General features: G+C 60.2%; 23 protein-coding genes and 3 pseudogenes. 17 read left to right on the top strand and 9 right to left on the bottom strand.

Annotated features, from left to right (window positions below; all coding sequences use genetic code 11):
- Positions 1-122: 122 nt before the first annotated feature.
- Positions 123-1,658, bottom strand: coding sequence for an MFS transporter (locus D3M70_RS13560; protein ID WP_120126252.1), 1,536 nt, complete (start codon positions 1,656-1,658; stop codon positions 123-125).
- A 225-nt stretch (positions 1,659-1,883) separates the two neighbouring features.
- On the opposite strand from D3M70_RS13560, the pseudogene D3M70_RS13555 reads away from it, so the two are divergent.
- Positions 1,884-2,512 (top strand): annotated as a pseudogene (locus tag D3M70_RS13555) (LysR family transcriptional regulator); the annotation flags it as partial.
- 1 nt (position 2,513) lies between these two features.
- Positions 2,514-2,718, top strand: a 205-nt coding sequence (locus D3M70_RS33165; RefSeq protein ID WP_256659836.1) for a LysR substrate-binding domain-containing protein, incomplete at its 5' end; no start/stop codon positions are given.
- On the opposite strand, the gene D3M70_RS13550 is transcribed toward D3M70_RS33165, so the two are convergent.
- Complete coding sequence (locus D3M70_RS13550; protein ID WP_120126251.1) at positions 2,719-3,576, bottom strand: NmrA family NAD(P)-binding protein; 858 nt, start codon at positions 3,574-3,576, stop codon at positions 2,719-2,721.
- Between the two features lie 112 nt (positions 3,577-3,688).
- Between D3M70_RS13550 and D3M70_RS13545 the strand changes: the two genes are divergently transcribed.
- Positions 3,689-4,594: a LysR family transcriptional regulator gene (locus D3M70_RS13545; protein ID WP_120126250.1), complete on the top strand. Its 906-nt coding sequence runs from the start codon at positions 3,689-3,691 to the stop codon at positions 4,592-4,594.
- A 6-nt stretch (positions 4,595-4,600) separates the two neighbouring features.
- Here the strand turns inward: D3M70_RS13545 and D3M70_RS13540 are convergent, their stop codons facing one another.
- Complete coding sequence (locus D3M70_RS13540; protein ID WP_120126249.1) at positions 4,601-6,415, bottom strand: monovalent cation:proton antiporter-2 (CPA2) family protein; 1,815 nt, start codon at positions 6,413-6,415, stop codon at positions 4,601-4,603.
- Between the two features lie 201 nt (positions 6,416-6,616).
- Here D3M70_RS13540 and D3M70_RS13535 point away from each other — a divergent pair, with 201 nt between their 5' ends.
- The 4 genes from D3M70_RS13535 (at position 6,617) to D3M70_RS13520 (ending at position 9,065) form a co-directional block, all read left to right on the top strand.
- Positions 6,617-6,805, top strand: a complete 189-nt coding sequence (locus tag D3M70_RS13535; RefSeq protein WP_120126248.1) for a hypothetical protein — start codon at positions 6,617-6,619, stop codon at positions 6,803-6,805.
- Between the two features lie 163 nt (positions 6,806-6,968).
- On the top strand, positions 6,969-7,250 hold the full coding sequence (locus tag D3M70_RS13530; RefSeq protein WP_120126247.1) for a PepSY domain-containing protein: 282 nt from the start codon (positions 6,969-6,971) through the stop codon (positions 7,248-7,250).
- Between the two features lie 122 nt (positions 7,251-7,372).
- Positions 7,373-7,798, top strand: coding sequence for a GNAT family N-acetyltransferase (locus D3M70_RS13525; RefSeq protein WP_120126246.1), 426 nt, complete (start codon positions 7,373-7,375; stop codon positions 7,796-7,798).
- Positions 7,799-8,033: 235 nt separating this feature from the next.
- Positions 8,034-9,065, top strand: a complete 1,032-nt coding sequence (locus tag D3M70_RS13520) for an Ldh family oxidoreductase (protein WP_120126245.1) — start codon at positions 8,034-8,036, stop codon at positions 9,063-9,065.
- On the opposite strand, the gene D3M70_RS31715 is transcribed toward D3M70_RS13520, so the two are convergent.
- Positions 9,062-9,259: a hypothetical protein gene (locus D3M70_RS31715; protein WP_133306468.1), complete on the bottom strand. Its 198-nt coding sequence runs from the start codon at positions 9,257-9,259 to the stop codon at positions 9,062-9,064. The genes D3M70_RS13520 and D3M70_RS31715 overlap by 4 nt on opposite strands.
- Positions 9,260-9,534: 275 nt before the next feature.
- Here D3M70_RS31715 and D3M70_RS13510 point away from each other — a divergent pair, with 275 nt between their 5' ends.
- The 5 genes and pseudogenes from D3M70_RS13510 to map all read left to right on the top strand — a co-directional run.
- Complete coding sequence (locus D3M70_RS13510) at positions 9,535-9,759, top strand: hypothetical protein (RefSeq protein WP_120126243.1); 225 nt, start codon at positions 9,535-9,537, stop codon at positions 9,757-9,759.
- 399 nt (positions 9,760-10,158) lie between these two features.
- The gene (locus D3M70_RS13500) at positions 10,159-10,509 is read left to right on the top strand and encodes a helix-turn-helix domain-containing protein (protein ID WP_120126241.1); all 351 of its coding nucleotides are present in this window, start codon (positions 10,159-10,161) and stop codon (positions 10,507-10,509) included.
- An 86-nt stretch (positions 10,510-10,595) separates the two neighbouring features.
- Positions 10,596-10,850: a ParD-like family protein gene (locus tag D3M70_RS13495; protein WP_120126240.1), complete on the top strand. Its 255-nt coding sequence runs from the start codon at positions 10,596-10,598 to the stop codon at positions 10,848-10,850.
- A pseudogene (locus tag D3M70_RS33160) lies at positions 10,847-11,003 on the top strand (type I methionyl aminopeptidase); the annotation flags it as partial. The gene D3M70_RS13495 and the pseudogene D3M70_RS33160, both read left to right, overlap by 4 nt.
- A 1-nt stretch (position 11,004) precedes the next feature.
- Positions 11,005-11,588 (top strand): type I methionyl aminopeptidase (gene map, locus D3M70_RS13490; RefSeq protein ID WP_256659835.1); only part of this gene is annotated, 584 nt, incomplete at its 5' end.
- Positions 11,589-11,788: 200 nt separating this feature from the next.
- On the opposite strand, the gene D3M70_RS13485 is transcribed toward map, so the two are convergent.
- Entirely contained in the window at positions 11,789-12,043 is a 255-nt protein-coding gene (locus D3M70_RS13485; protein ID WP_120126298.1) for a hypothetical protein, read from the bottom strand.
- Between the two features lie 82 nt (positions 12,044-12,125).
- A complete protein-coding gene (locus tag D3M70_RS13480; protein WP_120126239.1) occupies positions 12,126-12,350 on the bottom strand; it encodes a DUF6555 family protein in 225 nt (74 codons plus the stop codon).
- A gap of 483 nt (positions 12,351-12,833) precedes the next feature.
- Between D3M70_RS13480 and D3M70_RS13475 the strand changes: the two genes are divergently transcribed.
- The gene (locus D3M70_RS13475; RefSeq protein ID WP_120126238.1) at positions 12,834-13,163 is read left to right on the top strand and encodes a hypothetical protein; all 330 of its coding nucleotides are present in this window, start codon (positions 12,834-12,836) and stop codon (positions 13,161-13,163) included.
- Between the two features lie 121 nt (positions 13,164-13,284).
- Here the strand turns inward: D3M70_RS13475 and D3M70_RS13470 are convergent, their stop codons facing one another.
- Both D3M70_RS13470 and D3M70_RS13465 read right to left on the bottom strand, forming a co-directional pair.
- Positions 13,285-14,349, bottom strand: a complete 1,065-nt coding sequence (locus tag D3M70_RS13470) for an endonuclease/exonuclease/phosphatase family protein (protein WP_120126237.1) — start codon at positions 14,347-14,349, stop codon at positions 13,285-13,287.
- A gap of 105 nt (positions 14,350-14,454) precedes the next feature.
- Positions 14,455-14,739: a DUF1654 domain-containing protein gene (locus D3M70_RS13465; protein WP_165869797.1), complete on the bottom strand. Its 285-nt coding sequence runs from the start codon at positions 14,737-14,739 to the stop codon at positions 14,455-14,457.
- 218 nt (positions 14,740-14,957) lie between these two features.
- On the opposite strand from D3M70_RS13465, the gene D3M70_RS13460 reads away from it, so the two are divergent.
- Positions 14,958-15,182 carry a YgdI/YgdR family lipoprotein gene (locus D3M70_RS13460; RefSeq protein ID WP_120126236.1) on the top strand — a complete coding sequence of 75 codons (225 nt, stop codon included), beginning with the start codon at positions 14,958-14,960 and terminating at the stop codon, positions 15,180-15,182.
- A 155-nt stretch (positions 15,183-15,337) separates the two neighbouring features.
- Positions 15,338-15,640 carry a DUF1883 domain-containing protein gene (locus D3M70_RS13455; RefSeq protein WP_120126235.1) on the top strand — a complete coding sequence of 101 codons (303 nt, stop codon included), beginning with the start codon at positions 15,338-15,340 and terminating at the stop codon, positions 15,638-15,640.
- Between the two features lie 15 nt (positions 15,641-15,655).
- On the opposite strand, the gene D3M70_RS13450 is transcribed toward D3M70_RS13455, so the two are convergent.
- Positions 15,656-16,540 (bottom strand): LysR substrate-binding domain-containing protein, encoded by an 885-nt coding sequence (locus tag D3M70_RS13450; RefSeq protein ID WP_120126234.1) that lies wholly within the window; start codon positions 16,538-16,540, stop codon positions 15,656-15,658.
- A gap of 159 nt (positions 16,541-16,699) precedes the next feature.
- Between D3M70_RS13450 and D3M70_RS13445 the strand changes: the two are divergent.
- Positions 16,700-18,776 (top strand): annotated as a pseudogene (locus D3M70_RS13445) (FAD-binding and (Fe-S)-binding domain-containing protein); the annotation flags it as partial.
- Between the two features lies 1 nt (position 18,777).
- On the top strand, positions 18,778-19,685 hold a 908-nt coding region (locus tag D3M70_RS33155; RefSeq protein ID WP_256659834.1), incomplete at its 5' end, for a (Fe-S)-binding protein.
- Positions 19,686-19,714 lie beyond the last annotated feature (29 nt).

Here is a 19,714-nt window from a genome sequence, read left to right as displayed (position 1 = left end):
GGCTGGAATGACTTTCTTGAGCCCGTATGACGAAGCACGGGAAAGGTTATTCCATCGCCGATACCTAAAGATTCGCAATCCTCGATGACCGACGCCACGCCCACAGGAGATTGGCCGTGGGATCAAGCCACCTTAAGCTGCATCACCGGAATCGGTTTGCGCATCAGCGTCCCCACCAGCGCGGCGGCGAACAACCCGACATATCCGGCGACCCACAACACCGAGCCGAAGCCTGTGACGAAGGCCTGTTGCGCCAGTGGCTGGACCACCTCCCGCGCCCCTGCGTTGACGCCTTGCAAGGCAGCGTTCATATCACCGGCCACGACTCGGGACGCTATGTATTGGGCCTGATCGAGCCAGTCCGGCGCGGTGTTGCGCAGGTTGAGGTCGAGCGCGTCCAGCGTGTGGCTGGCAAGCAGCGCGCCGTACACGCCGACCGCCAGCATGATCGCACTGAAACGCATGGTGGTGCTCATACCCGACGCCATGCCGGTGCGCTCGCGAGGTACGCAGGCCATGATGTTTTTCTGCGTGTCGCCATTGAGCAGGCCAGCGCCGGCCCCCGTGACAGCCATGGCCAAGGCGAAGACAGGATAGCCGCCAATGGATGTCGCCCATGCGCACAACAGATTGCCGACGCTGACCAGGGTGAGCCCCAGCGCCATCATCGCCGCCGGTGAAAGATGACGAGACAGCCTCGGCCCCATGCGCGGCAGCAGCAACATTGTGATCGCGAAAGGCAGCATGCCCAGCCCTGAAGCGATGGCACTGAAACCCAGGCCGTTCTGTAAGTAGAACGGCAACAACGTCATCATGACCTGGGCGCAGCAGGCGTAGGCGAACATGCCCAGCAAGGCGCCGATGAAACGCGGGTACTTGAACAGCTGCAAATCCACCATCGGGCGCCGTTGCAGACGTTCGGCCAGTAAAAACAGCGCCAGCAGCAGGCCACCCCCCAACAAGCGGGCAAAGGTCAGCGGGCTGTCCCAGCCGATCCGGTTGGCCTCGATCAGGCCCCAGATCAGACTCAGCAGACTGGCACTGAAAAACAGGCTGCCCCAGGGATCGAGGCGCGCCGATTGTTCGTTGCGAGATTCTTCGATGTTGCGCATCACCAGGGCCAGCAGCACCAGGCCGACCGGCAGGTTGAGGTAGAAAATCCAGCGCCAGCCCACTAGTTCGGCGATCAGCCCGCCGACGGTGGGCGCGGCTGTCATTGCCACCCCCATGCACGCGCCCCAGAACGCCCAGGCCTTGGCCCGTTCGACTTCGTCATGGAAAACGTGGCCGATCGTCGCCAATGCCGAGGTCAACAGCAGTGCCGCGCCAATACCTTTGATGGCGCGGGCAATGTCGAGAAACAGGATATTCGGTGCCGCGCCGCAGCCCACCGAGGCGAGAATGAACAGCGTCAGCCCGGCGAGCAGCGTCTTCTTGCGGCCGAAGCGGTCCGCCAGACTGCCCGCTGGCAACAACAGCGCGGCGAACGCCAGCATGTAGGCACTGACCACCCATTCGATGTCGGCAAACCCGGCACCCAGATCGCGGGCGATGCTCGGCAGGGTGACGGCGACGATGTTGGTGTCGAGCACGATCAGCGCGCACACGCCGGAGGCGGTCAGCAACGTCATGCGTGGGCTGGGTTTGTGAGCAGGCATAGCGGTAACTCCGACAGCTGTTAGGTTTCAGCTAATATCCAGGCGTGATCTCTCTCGGTGCGCTTTGTTCTGTAGCAGCCCGCATGGCCGGCGGCGTTGTCACTGATGCGGCGGCCGTCACCCCTGGCTGCGCTAGATGTTGCGCGCTGCACACAGGATATTCCGGGATGGCTTATGCTTCGTTACCCGCATCCAGCAATTTCATTACCTGTCAGGTAACGACTCATGGAAATCCGTCACTTTCGCTATTTTCTCGCCGTTGCCCGGCATCGACATTTCACCCGTGCCGCCGAACAGCTGGGCATCGCGCCGCCGACCCTGACACGGCAGATTCAGGATCTGGAAAGCGCCCTCGGCACTCGCCTGTTCGTGCGCGAACAACGGGAGGTGCGCCTGACCGACGCAGGTCGCGCCTTGCAGATCGAAGCGGAGCTGGCGGTGCGTCAGTTCGAAACCGCGCAGTACAACGTGCAGCGCGCCGGGCGTGGCGAGGCGGGGAAAATCGAACTGGGGTACGTGGCCTCGGCGGTGTTTTCGGGCGTGTTGCAACGCCAGGTGGGCGAGTTTCGTCAGCGCTACAGCGACGTCGATTTCAATATCACCGAATACCTGATGCCGGCCTTGCCACGGATGATCGAGGAAGGACGGCTGGACGTGGGCTTCATTCGCTCACCCATGAGCCTGCCAGACTCTGTCAGCGCGGTGAAGCTGTTGACCGAAGGGTTTGCCCTGGCACTGCCGGACAGCTCCTGGCTGTGCAAGCTCAAGACGATCAGCGCGATGCATTTGCAGAACGAGACCTTCATCCTCCCCGAGCAGATTTCCGGGACGCTCGACGTCGCGGCCCAAGGCGGNGGTGGTCGCGTTGGTCAGCCTGGGGCAGGGCGTGGCGGTGGTGCCAGAGTCGGTCGTCGATCACATCAACTTGCCGAACGTAGTGTTCAGGCGCATCGAAGACTGTCACCCGACTTCATACCTGTCGCTGATCCACCGGCGCTACGAAAAAGCGCCGGCGGTCACGCGCTTCATCGAACATGTGAAGGCGTCGCGCGAGGCTTGATCATGCCTGGCGTGCGAGCAGCCCTTTCAGCACGCTCGTCAGATCGACGCGGCCTTTACGCGGCAGGCCCTCAAAACGAATCCAGCCTTCGTTGAAACCGTCAAGCATTTGCATGCGCGGCACTGGATTGCTCATGCCCTGAGCGGTGAACAGCGCCTGCCAGGTCTCACGAGGCACGCTCTGCATCTTGACCGGTTTGCCCAATAATTCGCTGAAGGTCTCGGCGATCTGGTTCGGTGTGACCGGTGTTTCACCCTCCAACTCGACAATCCGTTTGCCGAACCATTGCTCCTGCAGAAGCTCGGCCGCGACCCGACCGACGTCGGCGGTGGCGATCATCGGTACCGGCTTGTCCAACGGTTGCAGAAAACTGGGGATCACTCCGGTCTGGATTGCCGGTTCGACGTCCCACAGGCAATTTTCCATGAACCAGCCGGGGCGCAGAAAAGTCACCGGCAGTTCCAGCATGCTCAAGCTTTTTTCCAGCAGTTGTAGCTGATTGAGCAGATTGGGTTGCGTGGCCTGAGCGCCGATGGTGGAAATACACACGACTTTGCCAGGCTGGGTGTTGGCCAGTGCCTCATGAATGTTGGCGATGACTTTGCGGGTTTCCGGGAAGCCCTCTGTGGGTGAGAAGTTGGGCGGCAAGAGGACGAACACCGCTGTGCTGTTCTGAAACGCGCGGGTCAAGGCCGACACATCGTCGACATCCGCAATCGCCGTTGTACAGCCCTTGGCGGCCCATGCCTGGCCTTTTTCAGCGCTGCGAACCACCGCCCGGACCGGCTTGCCTGCGCCCAGCAGGTGGTTCGCCACTACACTGCCCACTTGCCCGGTAACGCCCATGATCGTGTACATGCCAACTCCTCAGGAAGGGCGACGCACCGCCGCCGTTGCGAGAATTATTGCATCGTGGGCCCTGGTTCTCCGATAGCATGGATGTCATTGAATACATGCCGGGGAATCATTAATGAGCTTCGATGGACGCTTGGCCAGTGGCATGGGTGTGTTGTCGGCGGTGGTCGATACCGGCAGCTTCGTCAAGGCCGCTGACGTACTGGACATGACTCAGTCTGGCGTCAGCCGCGCCATAGCCCGGCTCGAAACCCGACTGGGAATTCGCCTGTTTGATCGGACCACGCGCTCGGTCAAGTTGACCGACGAAGGTCGGCGCCTCTATGAAGAAATTGCGCCATTGTTGGCGGGGCTTGAAGAGGCGGCTTCGCTGGCGTCCGGCAGCGCTACGGCGGTTCGCGGTCGCCTGCGGGTGAACGTCGATCCGTACTTTTCGCGATTGATTCTGGCCCCGGCGCTGGGCGATTTCATGGCCACCTATCCTGAGCTGGAGCTGGATCTGGTCACCCGCGAGCAGTTGGGAGATCTGGTAGCCGATGGCGTTGATCTGGCGGTGCGCTTCGGCGAGCAACCGTCTTCTTCGCTGATTGGTCGGCAGTTGCTCAAGACCCGTGTATTGACCGTGGCGTCCCCCGCCTATCTTAAGAAACACGGCAGACCCCAGCATCCCACCGACCTGGAAAGCCCGGAGCATGTCTGCATTGATTTTCGCGATTCACAGACCGGCCGACCGTATCCGTGGGAGTTTCATCGAGGGGCCGAGCGATTGTTCGTCAACACCCGTAGGCGCTTGATGGTCAACGATGTCGGAACCATGCACAGGGTGTGCGAGGAAGGCCAGGCAGTGGCGCAGGTGCTGGAACTGGGAGTGGAATCGGCGGTGCGCGAGGGCCGATTGATCGAGCTGTTCCCGGACTGGCCGGACGAGTACTTTCCGCTGTATGCGTTGTACCCGTCGCGGCACTTGCCCCCGGCCAAGGTGCGCGCCTTTCTCGAATTCGTGGTCGCGCTGAGCCGCTGAGCCGCTCTAGTGTTTAGCGGCTTCGGCTTCCTCGTCCATGCGGTCGGACTCGAACAGTTGCGCCAGTTCGGTTCTTGCTTCCAGTGCGCTCTGCATGACCTTCGCTGCGTCGTCGTAGATCAGGTGCTGACGGTTGAGCACCTGTTCGTCGTGACGCTTGAAGCGGTTGATCCGCGCCGCTGCCTGAGCCTCGCTCAGCCCCAGACCGATCAACGTACGGCGGGTCATCTCGAGGCTTGAGTAGAAGGTTTCCCGCACGGCCTGGGCGTCCAGGTCCAGCAGACGGTGAACGTGCTGACGGTTACGGGCCCGGGCAATGATCTTCAGGTGCGGATAGAGCTTGCGCACCAGTTCGGCGGTCTTGATGTTGGTGTCGGGATCGTCGGTGGCGATCACGAAGAATTCCGCCTGATCGACCTTGGCTGCACGCAGGATTTCAGGGCGCAGCGGGTCGCCGTAGAACACCGGGACATTGCCGAAACTGCGGGTGAATTCGATGGTTTCCACCGACGTGTCCAGCGCAACGAACGGGATGTTCTGGGCGCGCAGGATACGCGCCACGATCTGGCCCATCCGGCCCATGCCGGCGATGACCACACGCGGGTCGTCGGACTCGATTTCCCGGTACGCCTCGGGCACTTCCTTGACCACCGGCTTGGGCTTGAGCCAGCGCGCCATCACCAGCAACAGCAGCGGAGTGAGGGCCATCGACAGGGTAATGGTCAGCACCAGCGTGTCGTAGAGGTTGGCATCGAACAGCCCTTTATCGCGGCCGATGCTGAAGACCACGAAGGCGAATTCACCCCCCGCCGCGAGTACCAGCCCCAAGCGCAGCGCGCTCTGCTTACCCAGCCCTCCCGCCAGACGCCCGACGAAGAACAGCAGCGGGAATTTGAGCGCGATCAACAGCAGGGTCAAGGCCAGTACCGTGACTGGCGAATCGAACAGCAAACTGAGGTTGGCGCCCATGCCGACGCTGATAAAGAACAGCCCCAGCAGAAGTCCCTTGAAGGGTTCGATCTGCGATTCCAGCTCGTGGCGGTATTCCGAATCAGCCAGCAGCAAGCCGGCGAGGAAGGCGCCAAGGGCCATGGAAACGCCCACCAGATCCATCAGCCACGCGGTGCCGATCACCACCAGCAACGCGGTGGCGGTGGACACTTCCTGCAGGCCGGTCTTGGCGACGATGCGAAAGACCGGTCGCAGCAGATACCGCCCGCCGATCACCACCACCGCGATGCCGCCGAGGACTTCCAGGCCGTGACGCAGCGAGTCGGCGGAAGTGGGGTTGTGTTCACCGCCCGCAAGCATCGGAACCAGTGCGATCAGCGGAATGGCGGCGATGTCCTGAAACAGCAGAATGGCGAAGGCCAGCCTGCCATGTGGGGCGTTCAATTCCTTGCGCTCGGCCAGGCTCTGCAGGCCGAATGCGGTGGACGACAGCGCCAGGCCCAGACCCAGCACCACCGACGTGTTCAGCGGCTGGCCGAAACCGAGGAGGGCGACAGTGCCGATCACCACCCCGGTGAGCAGCACCTGTGCCAGGCCGACGCCAAACACGGACTTGCGCATGACCCACAAACGCTTGGGCGACAGCTCCAGGCCGATGATGAACAGCAGCAACACCACGCCGAGTTCAGAAAAGTGCGCGACGCTTTCGGGGTTACCGATCAGACCCAGACCTGCGGGGCCGATGATCACGCCTGCGATCAGATAACCGATCACGGCGCCCAGTTGCAGGCGCTTGGCCAAGGGGACGGTCACGACGGCGGCGAGCAAAAACACGACTGCGGCCTGCAACAGGCTGCCTTCATGGGGCATTGGGAACTCCTTACAAAACTGGGTAATTTCTCACAAGATGCGCGTATTAAACCACGCCAAGGTGACAACGAACCTCGACCGAGACGCTTCGCCGCAGGTTGCCCCGAGTGCGACGACGTGCCAGCGGCGCCGTGACGGCGTAACATGTCGGGCGCGTTTGCGCCGTGCAATTGATCTCGACCCGTTTTCAGGAAACCCGTAATGACCAACAAACAGCGTCTGATTTACTCGATCATCATTGCCTTGAGCGTGCTGGTAATCATGCTCGGCCTGTCGCACTTGCAGAGCATCGGCGTGCTCGACGAGAAGACCTTTCAATACATCGCTATCTTCGTCGCGGTGGTCGTGGTCGTGTTGAACGGCATTCTGCGTCGCAAGGTCAAGCACTGATAGTTCGTTTGTGCGGGGTTGTGTTGAGAGGGCCGCTTTGACTCGGTCTTCGGTGGCGCATTTGCATCACGCCGTTACACAACCTCGCCTGAACTATTTTTTGCCCCCTGAACCCCAAAAAATCGCATGTCATAAAGCCCGCAAAGGGAAATGGAGTTCAAAAATGATCAAGACCATCAACTTGAAAAGCGTCGCCGCTGCCGTCCTTGCCACCGCCGCTCTGGCCACTGCCCCGTTCGCGCTGGCCGATAAACCAGGCCCAGGCTGGATCACCATCGAGAAAGCGATCGAAAAAGCCAAGTCGTCGGGTTATACCGAGATCTACAAGATCGAAGCCGATGACAATGGCTACTGGGAAGGTGAGGGTCGCAAGGCCGACAGCCTGACCTACGAATTCCGCATCGATGGCACCTCCGGCAACATCGTGCGCGATCAAAAGGACTGATTTACCTGCGTCCCGATCCCCGCGTGGGAGCACCGCCCGGTGACTCCCACTGCTCTCCCTTTACGCGCTTCTGCGAATCCGACACCCTTGCGTTCCCATTCCCCGTCAGCAGGAAGCGACGCATGCGTGCCCGGATTGAATTCAAGAGCAACCCCAGCGAAGACGAACGTCTACAGATCCTTGAACCCCTGAGGGCTTACAACGCCGCAATGGCGGGCGACGGGCTGTCGGAGAAGTTCGCGTTCTTCGTACGCGACGAACTCACCGATGCAGTGCTCGGCGGCCTCCACGGGCGAATCCTCTATCGCTGGTTGTTCATCGAACTGCTGGTGGTGCCCGAGCAGGTACGTGGCCAACGCCTGGGTAGCCAACTGATGGAGATGGCTGAAGACTTCGCCCGCGAGCGCAACTGCGTGGGTATCTGGCTCGACACCTTCGACTTCCAGGCCCCTGACTTCTATCGCAAACACGGCTATGAGGCGTTCGGTCATCTGACCGACTACCCGCCGGGGCATCAGCGGCTGTTTTTCCAGAAGCGTCTTGGGTGATCGGAATCAGGAGCCCCTGGGCGAACCCTCTGGCCTGAGGCTTGCAGGTGAAATCGGAATAATTGCCAGACACACCCGAGCGCAAGGCAAGGGGCTCGTAGCGCCCCGCAACGCCACAGGCGTGGGTGGGCACACAACGGATGCGGTTTACCCGACGCCTGGGGAGCAGTAATCTCCGAGCGCCTGTTTGCGTTCTGTTTGGCTTCCACTTCCAATAATCACACCGGAGCTTCAGATGTCCTCAACCCGTGAACCCGATGCAACCCAGACGATCGCTTTCAACGACTTGACCGAGCTGCTGCGCCAGATCTTCCTGCGCCATGGCACCTCGGCAGACGTGGCGGCCGTGCTCGCCGAGAACTGCGCCAGTGCCGAGCGCGACGGTTCGCACAGTCACGGGATCTTTCGCATCAAAGGGTATCTGTCGTCGCTGGCGGCGGGCTGGGTTGACGGTCAGGCAGTGCCGGTGATCGAAGACGTCGGTGCCGGTTTCGTACGGGTGGACGCGGGTGGCGGATTCGCTCAACCGGCGATGCAGGCGGCCAAGAGTCTGTTGATCGAAAAGGCCAGAACGGCAGGGATCGCGATTCTGGCGATCCGCAACTCCCACCACTTTGCAGCCTTGTGGCCAGACGTCGAACCGTTTGCCCAGCAAGGCCTGGTCGCCTTGAGTGTGGTCAACAGCATGACCTGCGTGGTGCCCCACGATGCCCACAAGCCGCTGTTCGGCACCAACCCCATCGCCTTTGCCGCCCCAAGGGCCGACGGGCAGCCCATCGTGTTTGACATGGCCACCAGCGCCATCGCCCACGGTGATGTGCAGATCGCAGCCAGGGAAGGGCGCCTGTTACCCCCGGGCATGGGGGTGGATCGCGACGGTCAGCCGACCGAAGACCCCAAGGCGATTCTCGACGGCGGAGCGTTGTTGCCGTTCGGAGGGTACAAAGGCTCGGCGCTGTCGATGATGGTCGAACTGCTGTCGGCTGCACTGACGGGGGGCAATTTCTCGTTTGAATTCGACATGTCCAGCAAACCCGGTGCGCAGACGCCATGGACCGGACAGACGATCATCGTCATCGACCCCGACAAGGGCAGCGGCCAGGCTTTCGCCCAGCGCAGCGAATCGCTGGTCAGGCAGATGCATGGCGTCGGTCAACAACGCATGCCAGGTGATCGTCGCTATCGCCAGCGGGAAAAATGCCTGGCCGAGGGCATCGTTCTGTCAGCGGATGATCTGGCGCGTCTCAAAGCGCTGGCCAGTGTCTAGCTCGCAAGCTTGGGCAACCTGCCCGGGCGCTTCAGCGCAACCGGGCCTTGCTGGGCCACGTGCAGCGGCATCAGGTGCTGGCTGTCGAGTACTTCTCCAGATGATCTGCTTGCTTTGCCGCATGGCATTGCCAGGGCGCTGGCGCTGACGGCGGCGAGCATCAGCGTTACGACAAACGCGATGAGGGTTTTCATGGTCGTGCCTCCCGGACCGGCGAGGGGGCTGGGATCAGCAGGGCGGCCGGTCATCTGTTGCAGGCTACTGGCGAGGACGGTGCAAGCGGTATTCGAATACTGCACGGTTCTTGCCTGATGCTGCTTCAGGTCCATGCACTGATGGAATGCGCACGCCCTCTGCTTATCCCGGACATCAGGCAAAGGAATGACCACTCGTCGATTCGAGGCTTGCGTTTGGAAGCTGATAAAAATACTGTATATCCAAACAGTATCCAGTGAGAAAGGGACCGATCATGCAGATGAATCAAGCCGACACCCGCTTTGCCTTCACCGTTCAGGCGGCCGTTCGGACCGCAGAGCCCACCTTCAGCAGCGTATGGGGCAACGAAATGCAGCGAGAGGATTTTCTCGCGCTGGCCGCCGGCGTGCGCCAGTTCAGCGCGACTCAAGTCGACCTGTCATCGGTCTCCATGGGAGCGCCCGCTGCCACCGAGGCTGGACCGTACGCAGCGGAATGATTTCACCCTCGAGGACTCAACAGGCTTAGGGTGAAGAACCTCTAATGTTCACTCAAGACTTGCAAGGCGAGGCTGAGGTCACCGCGCCTTCCTGAGCCGGGAGGCTGTCGGCTTCAGGCTGGCGCTGTTTGCCGGTTCTGATCAGGCTCAGGGCAATCAGAGTCCCGATGACCGATAGAACGCACCAACCGAGCAAAAATGTAATCACGTCTGGTTCTCCGAACTGCAGAAATCGGGTTGCCATGAAAAAATGACAAGCTGTCCATCGAGTCTATCGGCCACCCCAGGCATATCCTGAGGCCGAAAAGCGCGCAGCTTGAACAAATGTCGGGTAGACCGCAACTCCCCCGGACCAATGGGGTCTTGCATTAAACATAGTCAAATTCGAGGCCCATGTTTATGAAAGATCTTGGTTCACGCCTTAAGGAAGAACGTAAAAGCCTCGGACTGTCGCAACAGGAGTTTGGTGCGATTGGCGGGGTGGAGGCCAATGCCCAGGGCAAGTACGAAAGCGGTGAGCGCATCCCGCGTTCCGACTACCTTGCGGCGTTGGGCAAGAAGGGGGTCGACGTCCTCTATGTGCTCTCCGGAAAGCGAACACCCATTTCCACCGATACCCTGAATGACGCCGAGCGGGCGATCATCACCCATTATCGGGCGCTCAGCGAGGATGATCGGGAAGCGATTTCGCAATTGGCCACTTCGCTGTCCGAATGCGCGATGGAGGGTTCCGCGTCGCCCTCCGCGTGAATGGCCTGCTTGGCGCTGCGACCGCCCCCTTGCGAACGAATATATGAGATGTATATGCTTCGTATATTATTCGCGAGGTCAAACGTATGGGGCTGGTCAAGATTTCAGAACAGATGCACGACAATATCCGCTCGGCCAGCGCAGCGTTGAGCCGTTCCATCAACGCTCAGGCCGAGCACTGGATGCGCGTCGGAATGCTCGCCGAGCTCAATCCCGGTTTGAATTATAGCGATATCTGCCAATTGCTGATCCGCGCCGAAGCAGCGGGCGATGTGTCGCTGAGCGCGCAGCCAGACGAGGCTGTCTCCAACGAAGTTCCAGTCAGGGCGGTGGCGCGATGAGCATCAGTATCAAGAGCGAAGCCGATCTGGTCGGGCTTCGAGTGGCGGGGCGCTTGGCTGCCGATGTATTGGCGATGATCGGTCCGTATGTGAAGGCCGGTATCAGCACTGAAGCGCTGGATGATATCTGCAACGCTTACATCGTCAACGAACNCCACCTGTATTTCGCCGAACCCGGTGGTCTGCCATGGCATCCCGTCGGCGGACGATATTCTCAAGGATGGCGACATCATCAATATCGATGTCGCGGTGATCAAGGACGGCTGGTATGGCGACACCAGTCGCATGTACTACGTCGGTGAAGTCAGCCCGCTGGCCCGGCGTCTGGTGGAAACCACCTACGAGGCCACCCTGGCAGGCATCCATGCCGTCAAGCCCGGCGCCACGCTGGGCGACATCGGCAACGCGATACAGACGGTGGCTTATCGGGAAGGCTTCAGCGTGGTGCGCGAATACTGCGGCCACGGCATCGGTCGCAAATACCATGAAGAACCGCAGGTGCTGCACTATGGCGCCGCAGGCAAGGGCCTCAGGCTCAAGCCCGGAATGGTCTTCACCATCGAGCCGATGATCAACGCTGGCAAACCCGGGACGCACGTGCTGGATGACGGCTGGACCGTGCTCACACGAGATCAGTCGCTCTCTGCACAGTGGGAGCACATGGTAGCAGTGACGCACACTGGCTTTGAACTGCTGACACCCTGGCCGGACGGCACCGGTGACTACCCGACGGTGTAAGGCGAATTCACATTTGGACGAATAAAGTCACAATTGGGTAAGTGACGGAACAGCGACGCACCTTGTAGGCTCCTTCTCGTTCCCCTGTAGTGCTGCTGCCTGACCGGCTCATGGATGATCAGATCGGCAGCACTTGGGGAGAACACCAACCCCTCTTCATGAAAAAACCGGCCGAAGCCGGTTTTTTTGTGTGCGCACATTCAGTCTTGCAATTGCTTCGCCGCATCGACGCCGGCTGAACTCAGCTTGACCGGGTATTTCAGCAGCCGTTCGCCCTTGGCCGGGGTGTCGACACAGCCGTCATGGATCAACCCCGCTTTCTGCAAATGCTCGAGGGTGTCAGCCACAGCATTGCCCCCTCTGTAATTGTCCAGCACCTCTTTCCCGAGACCGGTCGGGTGAGCGTGCAACAGTCGGGTCAGGACTTCTTTCTTGAGCGCGTTATCAATGGTCATATTTACCTCGCTTTGCTGGTTCATGAGCGCTGCATGTAAATACCGACCACGAGGTGAGGGGTTTGTTTGAAGTTTTATCGTCTCAGGTCCGTTTCCACTTGACCTGAGTCACGCCCAGTCCCTCCGCTTGAAGCATGGCCAGTCTGAGAGGACCGGCGGCCACGCTGCCTTCGAGACTGCCGACACCTGCGTGCAGGGTTGCGAAATGCAAGGCTTCGCTCTCGCACAGGTGATTGGCATGGTGAGAAAAGTGCCTAGGTTCGCCTAAAAACCGGTAATGAATTTCAAAACCCTTAGCTTCATTCATTGTCATCTGGCCTGTTGGGCGTCGTGCACGCCGCTCTGAAATTGAGTACTTCCCCATGTACCTGACAGGATGACCGCCCAGTGAATCAGCGGTGCCGTCACTTCATTTCGAGACCGATACAGGCATGCTTGATACATCATGGGCCTGGGATCGTGATGCGTTTTCTCTGCCTGAGACGAGTGGCCTGCGCATGCTGCGCGGGCCACCGACAGCGAGAGAATTGCACTGTTTGATGACCTTTTGAATCGCCTCCCGATCAGCGGCGATGTGCCATATCTGTTTGAGTGAGCCCACCTCTCCAGAGCGGTGGAGCGTCAGTGAAATACCCGTTTTTGGGGGTTGGTGATGGCTCTGTCCCTTTCCTCACGCTGTGACAGGTTGCAATGAAAAAACCTTTTGTGGAAAGAGGCAATCTGATGGCCCGCGAACGTCTGGTTTTCTGGAAAAATCCTTTCTTTTCAGGCGATTCCGGGACGAGGGCGTATGCGCAGAGTGGGGTTAGGGGTATTGGCATTGATCGTGATGGCGGCAGCGTTACCTGCTCAGGCCCGAAGCATCAGCAAGAATGACCTGGAAGTGTGCAAGTGGGGCGCTGGTATGGCAGGCGCGGCCCAGCAGTCCAAACTCTCGGGCACTACGCTGTACAGCGCACGGAAGAAACTGCAGGGCAGAAAATTCTCCAAGCCATGGATGCGCAAGATGGCAGTTGGAATCACCGAACAAACTTACCAGAGCCCCTCACGTCTCAAGCCTGCGGCGGTGAAACAGACCTACTACGAGGGCTGTGTTCAGCATGATCTGGCGCGCAAGTAAAAACGGTTTAGCCGTCCGGCTCGTCGGTGAGATGTTGTTGAGATCCCTGCCGCCGGCGAGCCGGGCTGCTACAGAACGTATCGAGGCCCTGAGTTTCCTCAAGACGCATCCTGCTTGCGGGTTAGTGGCAATTGCCAGCCAGGTGGTAGTGTTGGGCTTCGGCGGCTGCCGCCGTATCGAATTCGACCCGGTTCTTCTCGGAGATCGCGTTATACGAAGGGCAATCCGGGCGATGGTAAATCATGGTTTTCTTGTTGCCTCGAATCGCCACGGTCAGGTTCTTCCCGCTGCCACTTGGCGCGGCAGCAGGCTTCATGGGATTGGTCAGGGCCGTTCGTGGCTGTGCGGAAGCTGTCGAAGGGCTGCCACCGCTGAGACTGGCCTTGAGAAAGATTGGCGCATGATCTGAGACGCTGTCTCGCCCTTTGGCATGGGTCATCCCCAGAAACTTCGGGTAGTTGAACACCTGGACGTCGTTCACCCGAATCGCCGTGTTCTTGCTGACGAAAATGTTGTCGTAGAGATTGGCGAACTTGCCGTCAGTGGTCGATAGCGTGCTGGCCCCGTTGAGTACCAACGGCTTGGCGCTGGCATCCAGATTGTCCCAGGCGGGCGAGGTCGGTGGTGTGTTGAAGTCGCCCATCAGCATGATTTGGTTGTTGCCGGGGTATGTGTCCTTCAGCCAGCTCCAGTAGTCGGACAGCGCAGTGATTTCCGAGGCGCGGTCAGCCTGGCTCTTGCCGTACAGAATGTGCACGGTTGCGACCACGAACGTTGTGCCGTCCTTGAGCGACTTGAACCGCGCAGAATAGGGCTCGCGCTCGAAAGTGTCGTGGCGGTCCAGATAGGTCACCGCGCCGTCTTCGTAGGCGACCACATCGTCACGCCAGACAAATCCATACATTTCCTTATAAGACTTTCGACCCACCGCGTGGGAAGCCATGGCGCTCCAGTGCTTGCCGGTCTGTCTGGTCAATTCCTTGGCCAGCGCTTCAAGCGCGTCTTCGTTCATCAACTCCTGCACGGCGAGGAAGTCGGCTTTCTGAGCGACCTTGGCGATGCCTTGAAAATCCTTGTTGGGTCGCACGCTGAGGTGCTCCAGGTTCCAGGTGCCGATAGTGACGTCGGCGTAAGCGTTTTGCAGGAAAGAAAGGGCCAACAGGAATGGAACGAGAAATCTGAACATGGTTTTCCAACGACGGGCTGATTGACGCGAAGGCGAGACGGACACGTCTCGCCAGTGAGGCGGATTACGAATTCGAATGCGGGGAGGGGAATCGAGGGCGTTGGCTCAATCTTCCTTGGGTACGGTCCAGAAGATCTGCACGCCGCCATCGTCTCTATAAGCGAGCGTGACGTTATCGTTTTCGGCAATTTCTTCCAGCAACTGATTCCAGTCGTCTTCCAGTTCGTCAGCGAGACGAAAGATCAACGCCGAGCGGGATTTCTGCGCGGTGGGAGAATTGATGATCTTCTGAATGCGAATGCCCAGACGTTCGTAAGGGCCAGGTAGCGCAGGGGCTGAAGCGGCGGATGTAGACACGAAAGTGATCCCTTGTTTTTGCTGTATGCGCATACAGTATTTCAGTGTGGGACGTTTCGCAACACTGGCGTAGGACAAACTTGGCTGGTATGTCAGCTAGAAGATTTTTCATACCCTTGTCTAGCGAGCGAAGTGCGTCCGACAAATTTCGGCGAGCGAAATCCGGCCAGCGAACCAAAATCGATCAGGTGAATCTGATGCTGTGTTGGCGATTGAGTTTGCGGTGACCGGAAATAAATGGAGGAGTCGGCATGAACATCAAAGGGTTGGGGCTGCTTGCCGCCTTGGCGTGCAGCGCTGTATTGGTCGGGTGCTCGACGTCCACAGTGGTGACATTGCAGAACGGCACGCAGTATGTGACCAAGGACGCACCGAAGACCAAGAGCAAGGACGGTTTCTACGAGTTTCAGGACATCTCCGGCAAGACCGTGAAGGTCCGCGCCGATGAGGTGGCAACCGTCAAAGAGGAAGACTGAAACCCTGAGCCTGATCGCCTCTGCCGATCAGGCTTTTTTGCGGCCGTCAGAACGGTCGCAAGGTAGACGGTCGGTCTGAACAGGACGTGCCGCCTCCGGTCTAGCGCGCTTGAGTGATATCCTTGCGCTTTAGCCATGACCCCTATGGAACCTCAGTGAAATTCATCCACCAGCGCGAGCACCTCAACGAAGACGATATCGTGGTGATCGAGTGTTCGAACACCTGCAATATCCGCCTCATGAGCGATGCCAACTTTCGCAGCTTCAAGAATGGCGGACGCCACACGTACCACGGCGGCGCCTTCGATCGTTTTCCAGCGAAAATCGTCGTCCCGAGCACTGGCTTCTGGAACATCACCATCGACACCGTGACCCAGCGAGCCATCAGCGTGACCCGCAAGCCGAACGTCAAACACTCGATCAAGATCATTCGCCGCTCCAGTTCGCGGCTGTCCTGAACACGCCCCCAACGCTCAGATCTGCTCCAGCAACCAGGCGCGAAACGCCTGCAACGAAGGCAGCATCTCGTTGCGCGGCGGATAGGTCAGGTAATAACTGCGCTGGCTGGCGAACGGAAGATCGAGGCTGAGCAACTCGCCGTTCGCCAGTTCGTCTGCCACCAGAATCCGTGGCACCAGGCCGATGCCGATGCCGGCCCTGACCGCCTGGATCAAGTGCGACGTCAGTTCGAAACTTGCCCCCAGCCGCATCATTCGGTGCGGCAGGCGATGATGGCTGAACCAGTCACCCCAGACATTGGGGTTATTCGCCACGTTGAGCAGCATTTCTCCAGCGATGAGTTCCGGGGTCCAGTCGGCACGGGTCCCCGCCGTTTGCGGTGAGATCACCACCACCAGTTCTTCGGCGTGCAGGCGATGGCTGATCAGCCCCGGCAGATCGCTGCGGCCGACGACGATGGCCGCATCGATGCCACTGGTTTCGAAATCGATGGCGTCAATCCGCGAATTGATGTGCACCAGCATGCCGGGATGGGTCTTGTAAAAGTCGTGCAGGCGCGGCAGCAGCCATTTCGAACCAAAGGTCGGCAGCGTGGCCAGACGCAGCGTTCCGCCGCCGGATTGATAGGCCATCGCCTGCAACGTGGCGCTGCGGATGCGTCCGAGGGCGTCGCTCATTTCTCGTTGATACAGGCGCCCGACATCGGTCAGTTGCACTTGTCGCCCCTCGCGACGAAACAGCGTCAGGCCCAATTGCTGTTCCAGCGCCTGAACCTGTCGACTCACTGCACTCTGGGTCAGGGACAGCTCGACGGCCGCGCGGGTGTAGCTCTCATGGCGTGCCGCGGCTTCAAAAGCCAGCAGCAATGACATGGAGGGCGTGAGGTGTCGGTAATTCATTCGGAAAAGTCATCGATAGCGGCAGGAATATCTGTTTGTACCGCGCCAGAACCTGCGGGATCATTGGCGCAAACAACGACCCGAGGCTGACCGATTAATGCCCGGGCGACAAGTATTTTGCTGTTCTCCGTGATCAGACCGACAAGAGGCCATCCCACGATGATCGCCCAACTGCCTACCGTTAAACCTGCGGCACAGTACCCCGATTTTCTCGACGCCCTGCGCGCCAGCGGTTTCCGCGGCCAGCTCAGTGCCGACTACGCCACGCGCACCGTGCTGGCGACCGATAACTCCATCTACCAGCGACTGCCCCAGGCGGCGGTGTTTCCGCTGGACGCCGACGACGTGGCGCGCATCGCTACCCTGATGGCCGAGCCGCGTTTCCAGCAGATCAAGCTGACCCCTCGCGGCGGCGGGACCGGGACCAACGGCCAGTCGTTGACCGACGGCATCGTCGTCGATGTGTCGCGGCACATGAACAATATCCTGGAAATCAACGTTGCCGAGCGCTGGGTGCGTGTACAGGCAGGGGTGGTGAAGGATCAGCTCAACGCCGCGCTCAAACCCCACGGTCTGTTCTTCGCCCCGGAGCTGTCCACATCGAACCGCGCCACAGTCGGGGGCATGATCAACACCGACGCCAGCGGGCAGGGCAGCTGCACCTACGGCAAGACCCGTGACCATGTGCTGGAACTACACAGTGTGTTGCTCGGCGGTGAACGTCTGCACAGCCAGCCGCTGTCCGATGCAGAGCTTGAAGCGGCGTGCGCGCAGCCCGGCCGTATCGGCGAGGTCTATCGCACCGCGCGGCAGATCCAGGAAACCCAGGCCGATCTGATCGAGTCGATTTTCCCCAAACTCAACCGCTGCCTCACCGGCTATGACCTGGCGCACCTGCGCGACGAGCAGGGCCGTTTCAACCTCAACAGCGTGTTATGCGGCGCCGAAGGTTCGTTGGGTTACGTGGTCGAAGCCAAGCTCAACGTGCTGCCGATTCCCAAGTACTCGGTGCTGGTCAACGTACGCTACAGCAGCTTCATGGACGCCTTGCGCGATGCCAATGCGCTGCTCGCGAAGAAGCCGCTGTCCATCGAAACCGTCGATTCCAAGGTGTTGATGCTGGCGATGAAGGACATCGTCTGGCACAGCGTTGCCGAATATTTTCCTGCCGACGCCGAGCGCCCTACGCTGGGCATCAACCTGGTGGAATTCAGCGGCGATGAAGTCGATGAAGTCAACGCGCGCGTCGCGGCCTTCGTCGAGCATCTGCAAGCCGACACCACCATTGAGCGTCTGGGCCACACCCTGGCCGAAGGCGCCGAGGCAGTCACTCGCGTCTACACCATGCGCAAGCGTTCGGTCGGCCTGTTGGGCAACGTCGAAGGCGAGATTCGTCCGCAGCCGTTCGTGGAAGACACCGCCGTGCCACCGGAGCAACTGGCCGATTACATCGCCGAGTTCCGCGCGTTGCTCGACGGCCATGGCCTGGCCTACGGCATGTTCGGGCATGTCGACGCGGGCGTGTTGCACGTGCGCCCGGCGCTGGACATGAAAGACCCGGCCCAGGCCGCGCTGGTCAAGCCGATTTCCGATGCGGTCGCCGCGCTGACGCAACGCTACGGCGGGCTGCTGTGGGGCGAACATGGCAAGGGGCTGCGCTCTGAATACGTGCCCGCGTTCTTCGGCGAACTGTACCCTGCGCTGCAAGCGCTCAAGGGTGCGTTCGACCCGCATAACCAGCTCAACCCCGGCAAGATATGCACCCCGCCGGATGCCGCCGAAGGTTTGCTCAAAGTCAACGAAGTGACCCTGCGTGGCGATCTGGACCGGACCATCGACGAGCGTGTCTGGCAGAGTTTTGGCAGCGCGGTGCATTGCAATGGTAACGGCGCCTGTTACAACTTCGACCCCAATGACGCCATGTGCCCGTCATGGAAAGCCACCCGCGAACGCCAGCATTCGCCCAAGGGCCGTGCCTCGTTGATTCGGGAATGGCTGCGCTTGCAAGGCGCGGCCAACATCGACGTGCTGCAAGCGGCGCGAGGCAAGCTGTCCTGGGTCAAGGGGCTGCCGGCGCGAGTGCGCAATAACCGGGCTCGGCAACGTGGCGAAGCGGATTTTTCCCACGAGGTCTACGACGCCATGGCCGGTTGCCTGGCCTGTAAATCCTGCGCGGGCCAGTGCCCGATCAAGGTCAACGTTCCGGATTTTCGTTCGCGCTTTCTCGAGCTGTACCNAGTTCAGCATCCCCTACATGGCCTACGCGCCAGGTCTGTACAACGCGGTGATGGGGTCCAAGTGGGTGAGCCGTCTGCTTGAACGCCATGTCGGCATGCTCGACAGCCCGCTGATCCATCGCTACAACCTGCAAGCGACCTTGAGTGCGTGCAAGGTCGGTGTGGCCAGCGTTCCAGCGCTGCGCGAACTGACCGAAGAGCAACGTCAGCGCAGCGTGGTGCTGGTCCAGGACGCGTTCACCCGCTACTTTGAAACCCCGCTGCTGGCGTCCCTGATTCAACTGGCGCACCAGATGGGTTACCGCGTATTTCTGGCGCCGTACAGCGCCAACGGCAAGCCGCTGCATGTGCAGGGTTTCCTCGGCGCCTTCGCCAAGGCCGCCGTGCGCAACGGCACACAACTCAAGGCACTGGCTGACTGTGGCGTGGCGCTGGTCGGGCTGGATCCGGCCATGACGCTGGTCTATCGCCAGGAGTACCAGAAGGTCCCGGGCCTGAGCGATTGCCCGAAGGTCCTGTTGCCGCAGGAATGGCTCATCGATGCGCTGCCTGATCAGCCGCAGTCTGCCTCTCGGACGTTCCGTCTCATGGCCCACTGCACAGAGAAGACCAACGTGCCGGCCAGCACGTCGCAGTGGGAAAAGGTCTTCGGCCGATTGGGCCTCAAGCTGGTGACCGAGGCAACCGGCTGCTGTGGCATGTCCGGGACCTACGGCCATGAAGCCCGTAATCAGGAAACCTCCCGGACCATTTTCGAGCAGTCCTGGGCCACCAAGCTGGGCAAGGAAGGCGAAGCGCTGGCGACCGGTTATTCCTGCCGCAGTCAGGTCAAGCGCCTGGCCGACAAGCAGCTGCGACATCCGCTGGAAGTGGTATTGGAGCGGTTGTTGACCAAACAAGGCGCTTGAGCGAGGGTTGTCCCAGGGCCACGCTGTCG

The sequence above is a fragment of the Pseudomonas sp. LS-2 genome (assembly GCF_003605735.1).
Taxonomy (GTDB): Bacteria; Pseudomonadota; Gammaproteobacteria; order Pseudomonadales; family Pseudomonadaceae; genus Aquipseudomonas.
The sequence above is the reverse complement of the archived record's forward strand: the minus strand, read 5'-3'. Positions and strand labels throughout refer to the sequence as shown.

Bases quoted from the DNA above. Each gene is read 5' to 3' on its own strand.
- D3M70_RS13560 (WP_120126252.1), bottom strand. From the start codon at position 1,658: ATGCCTGCTCACAAACCCAGCCCACGCATGACGTTGCTGACCGCCTCC.
- D3M70_RS13550 (WP_120126251.1), bottom strand. From the start codon at position 3,576: ATGTACACGATCATGGGCGTTACCGGGCAAGTGGGCAGTGTAGTGGCG.
- D3M70_RS13545 (WP_120126250.1), top strand. From the start codon at position 3,689: ATGAGCTTCGATGGACGCTTGGCCAGTGGCATGGGTGTGTTGTCGGCG.
- D3M70_RS13540 (WP_120126249.1), bottom strand. From the start codon at position 6,415: ATGCCCCATGAAGGCAGCCTGTTGCAGGCCGCAGTCGTGTTTTTGCTC.
- D3M70_RS13535 (WP_120126248.1), top strand. From the start codon at position 6,617: ATGACCAACAAACAGCGTCTGATTTACTCGATCATCATTGCCTTGAGC.
- D3M70_RS13530 (WP_120126247.1), top strand. From the start codon at position 6,969: ATGATCAAGACCATCAACTTGAAAAGCGTCGCCGCTGCCGTCCTTGCC.
- D3M70_RS13525 (WP_120126246.1), top strand. From the start codon at position 7,373: ATGCGTGCCCGGATTGAATTCAAGAGCAACCCCAGCGAAGACGAACGT.
- D3M70_RS13520 (WP_120126245.1), top strand. From the start codon at position 8,034: ATGTCCTCAACCCGTGAACCCGATGCAACCCAGACGATCGCTTTCAAC.
- D3M70_RS31715 (WP_133306468.1), bottom strand. From the start codon at position 9,259: ATGAAAACCCTCATCGCGTTTGTCGTAACGCTGATGCTCGCCGCCGTC.
- D3M70_RS13510 (WP_120126243.1), top strand. From the start codon at position 9,535: ATGCAGATGAATCAAGCCGACACCCGCTTTGCCTTCACCGTTCAGGCG.
- D3M70_RS13500 (WP_120126241.1), top strand. From the start codon at position 10,159: ATGAAAGATCTTGGTTCACGCCTTAAGGAAGAACGTAAAAGCCTCGGA.
- D3M70_RS13495 (WP_120126240.1), top strand. From the start codon at position 10,596: ATGGGGCTGGTCAAGATTTCAGAACAGATGCACGACAATATCCGCTCG.
- D3M70_RS13485 (WP_120126298.1), bottom strand. From the start codon at position 12,043: ATGACCATTGATAACGCGCTCAAGAAAGAAGTCCTGACCCGACTGTTG.
- D3M70_RS13480 (WP_120126239.1), bottom strand. From the start codon at position 12,350: ATGAATGAAGCTAAGGGTTTTGAAATTCATTACCGGTTTTTAGGCGAA.
- D3M70_RS13475 (WP_120126238.1), top strand. From the start codon at position 12,834: ATGCGCAGAGTGGGGTTAGGGGTATTGGCATTGATCGTGATGGCGGCA.
- D3M70_RS13470 (WP_120126237.1), bottom strand. From the start codon at position 14,349: ATGTTCAGATTTCTCGTTCCATTCCTGTTGGCCCTTTCTTTCCTGCAA.
- D3M70_RS13465 (WP_165869797.1), bottom strand. From the start codon at position 14,739: ATGCGCATACAGCAAAAACAAGGGATCACTTTCGTGTCTACATCCGCC.
- D3M70_RS13460 (WP_120126236.1), top strand. From the start codon at position 14,958: ATGAACATCAAAGGGTTGGGGCTGCTTGCCGCCTTGGCGTGCAGCGCT.
- D3M70_RS13450 (WP_120126234.1), bottom strand. From the start codon at position 16,540: ATGAATTACCGACACCTCACGCCCTCCATGTCATTGCTGCTGGCTTTT.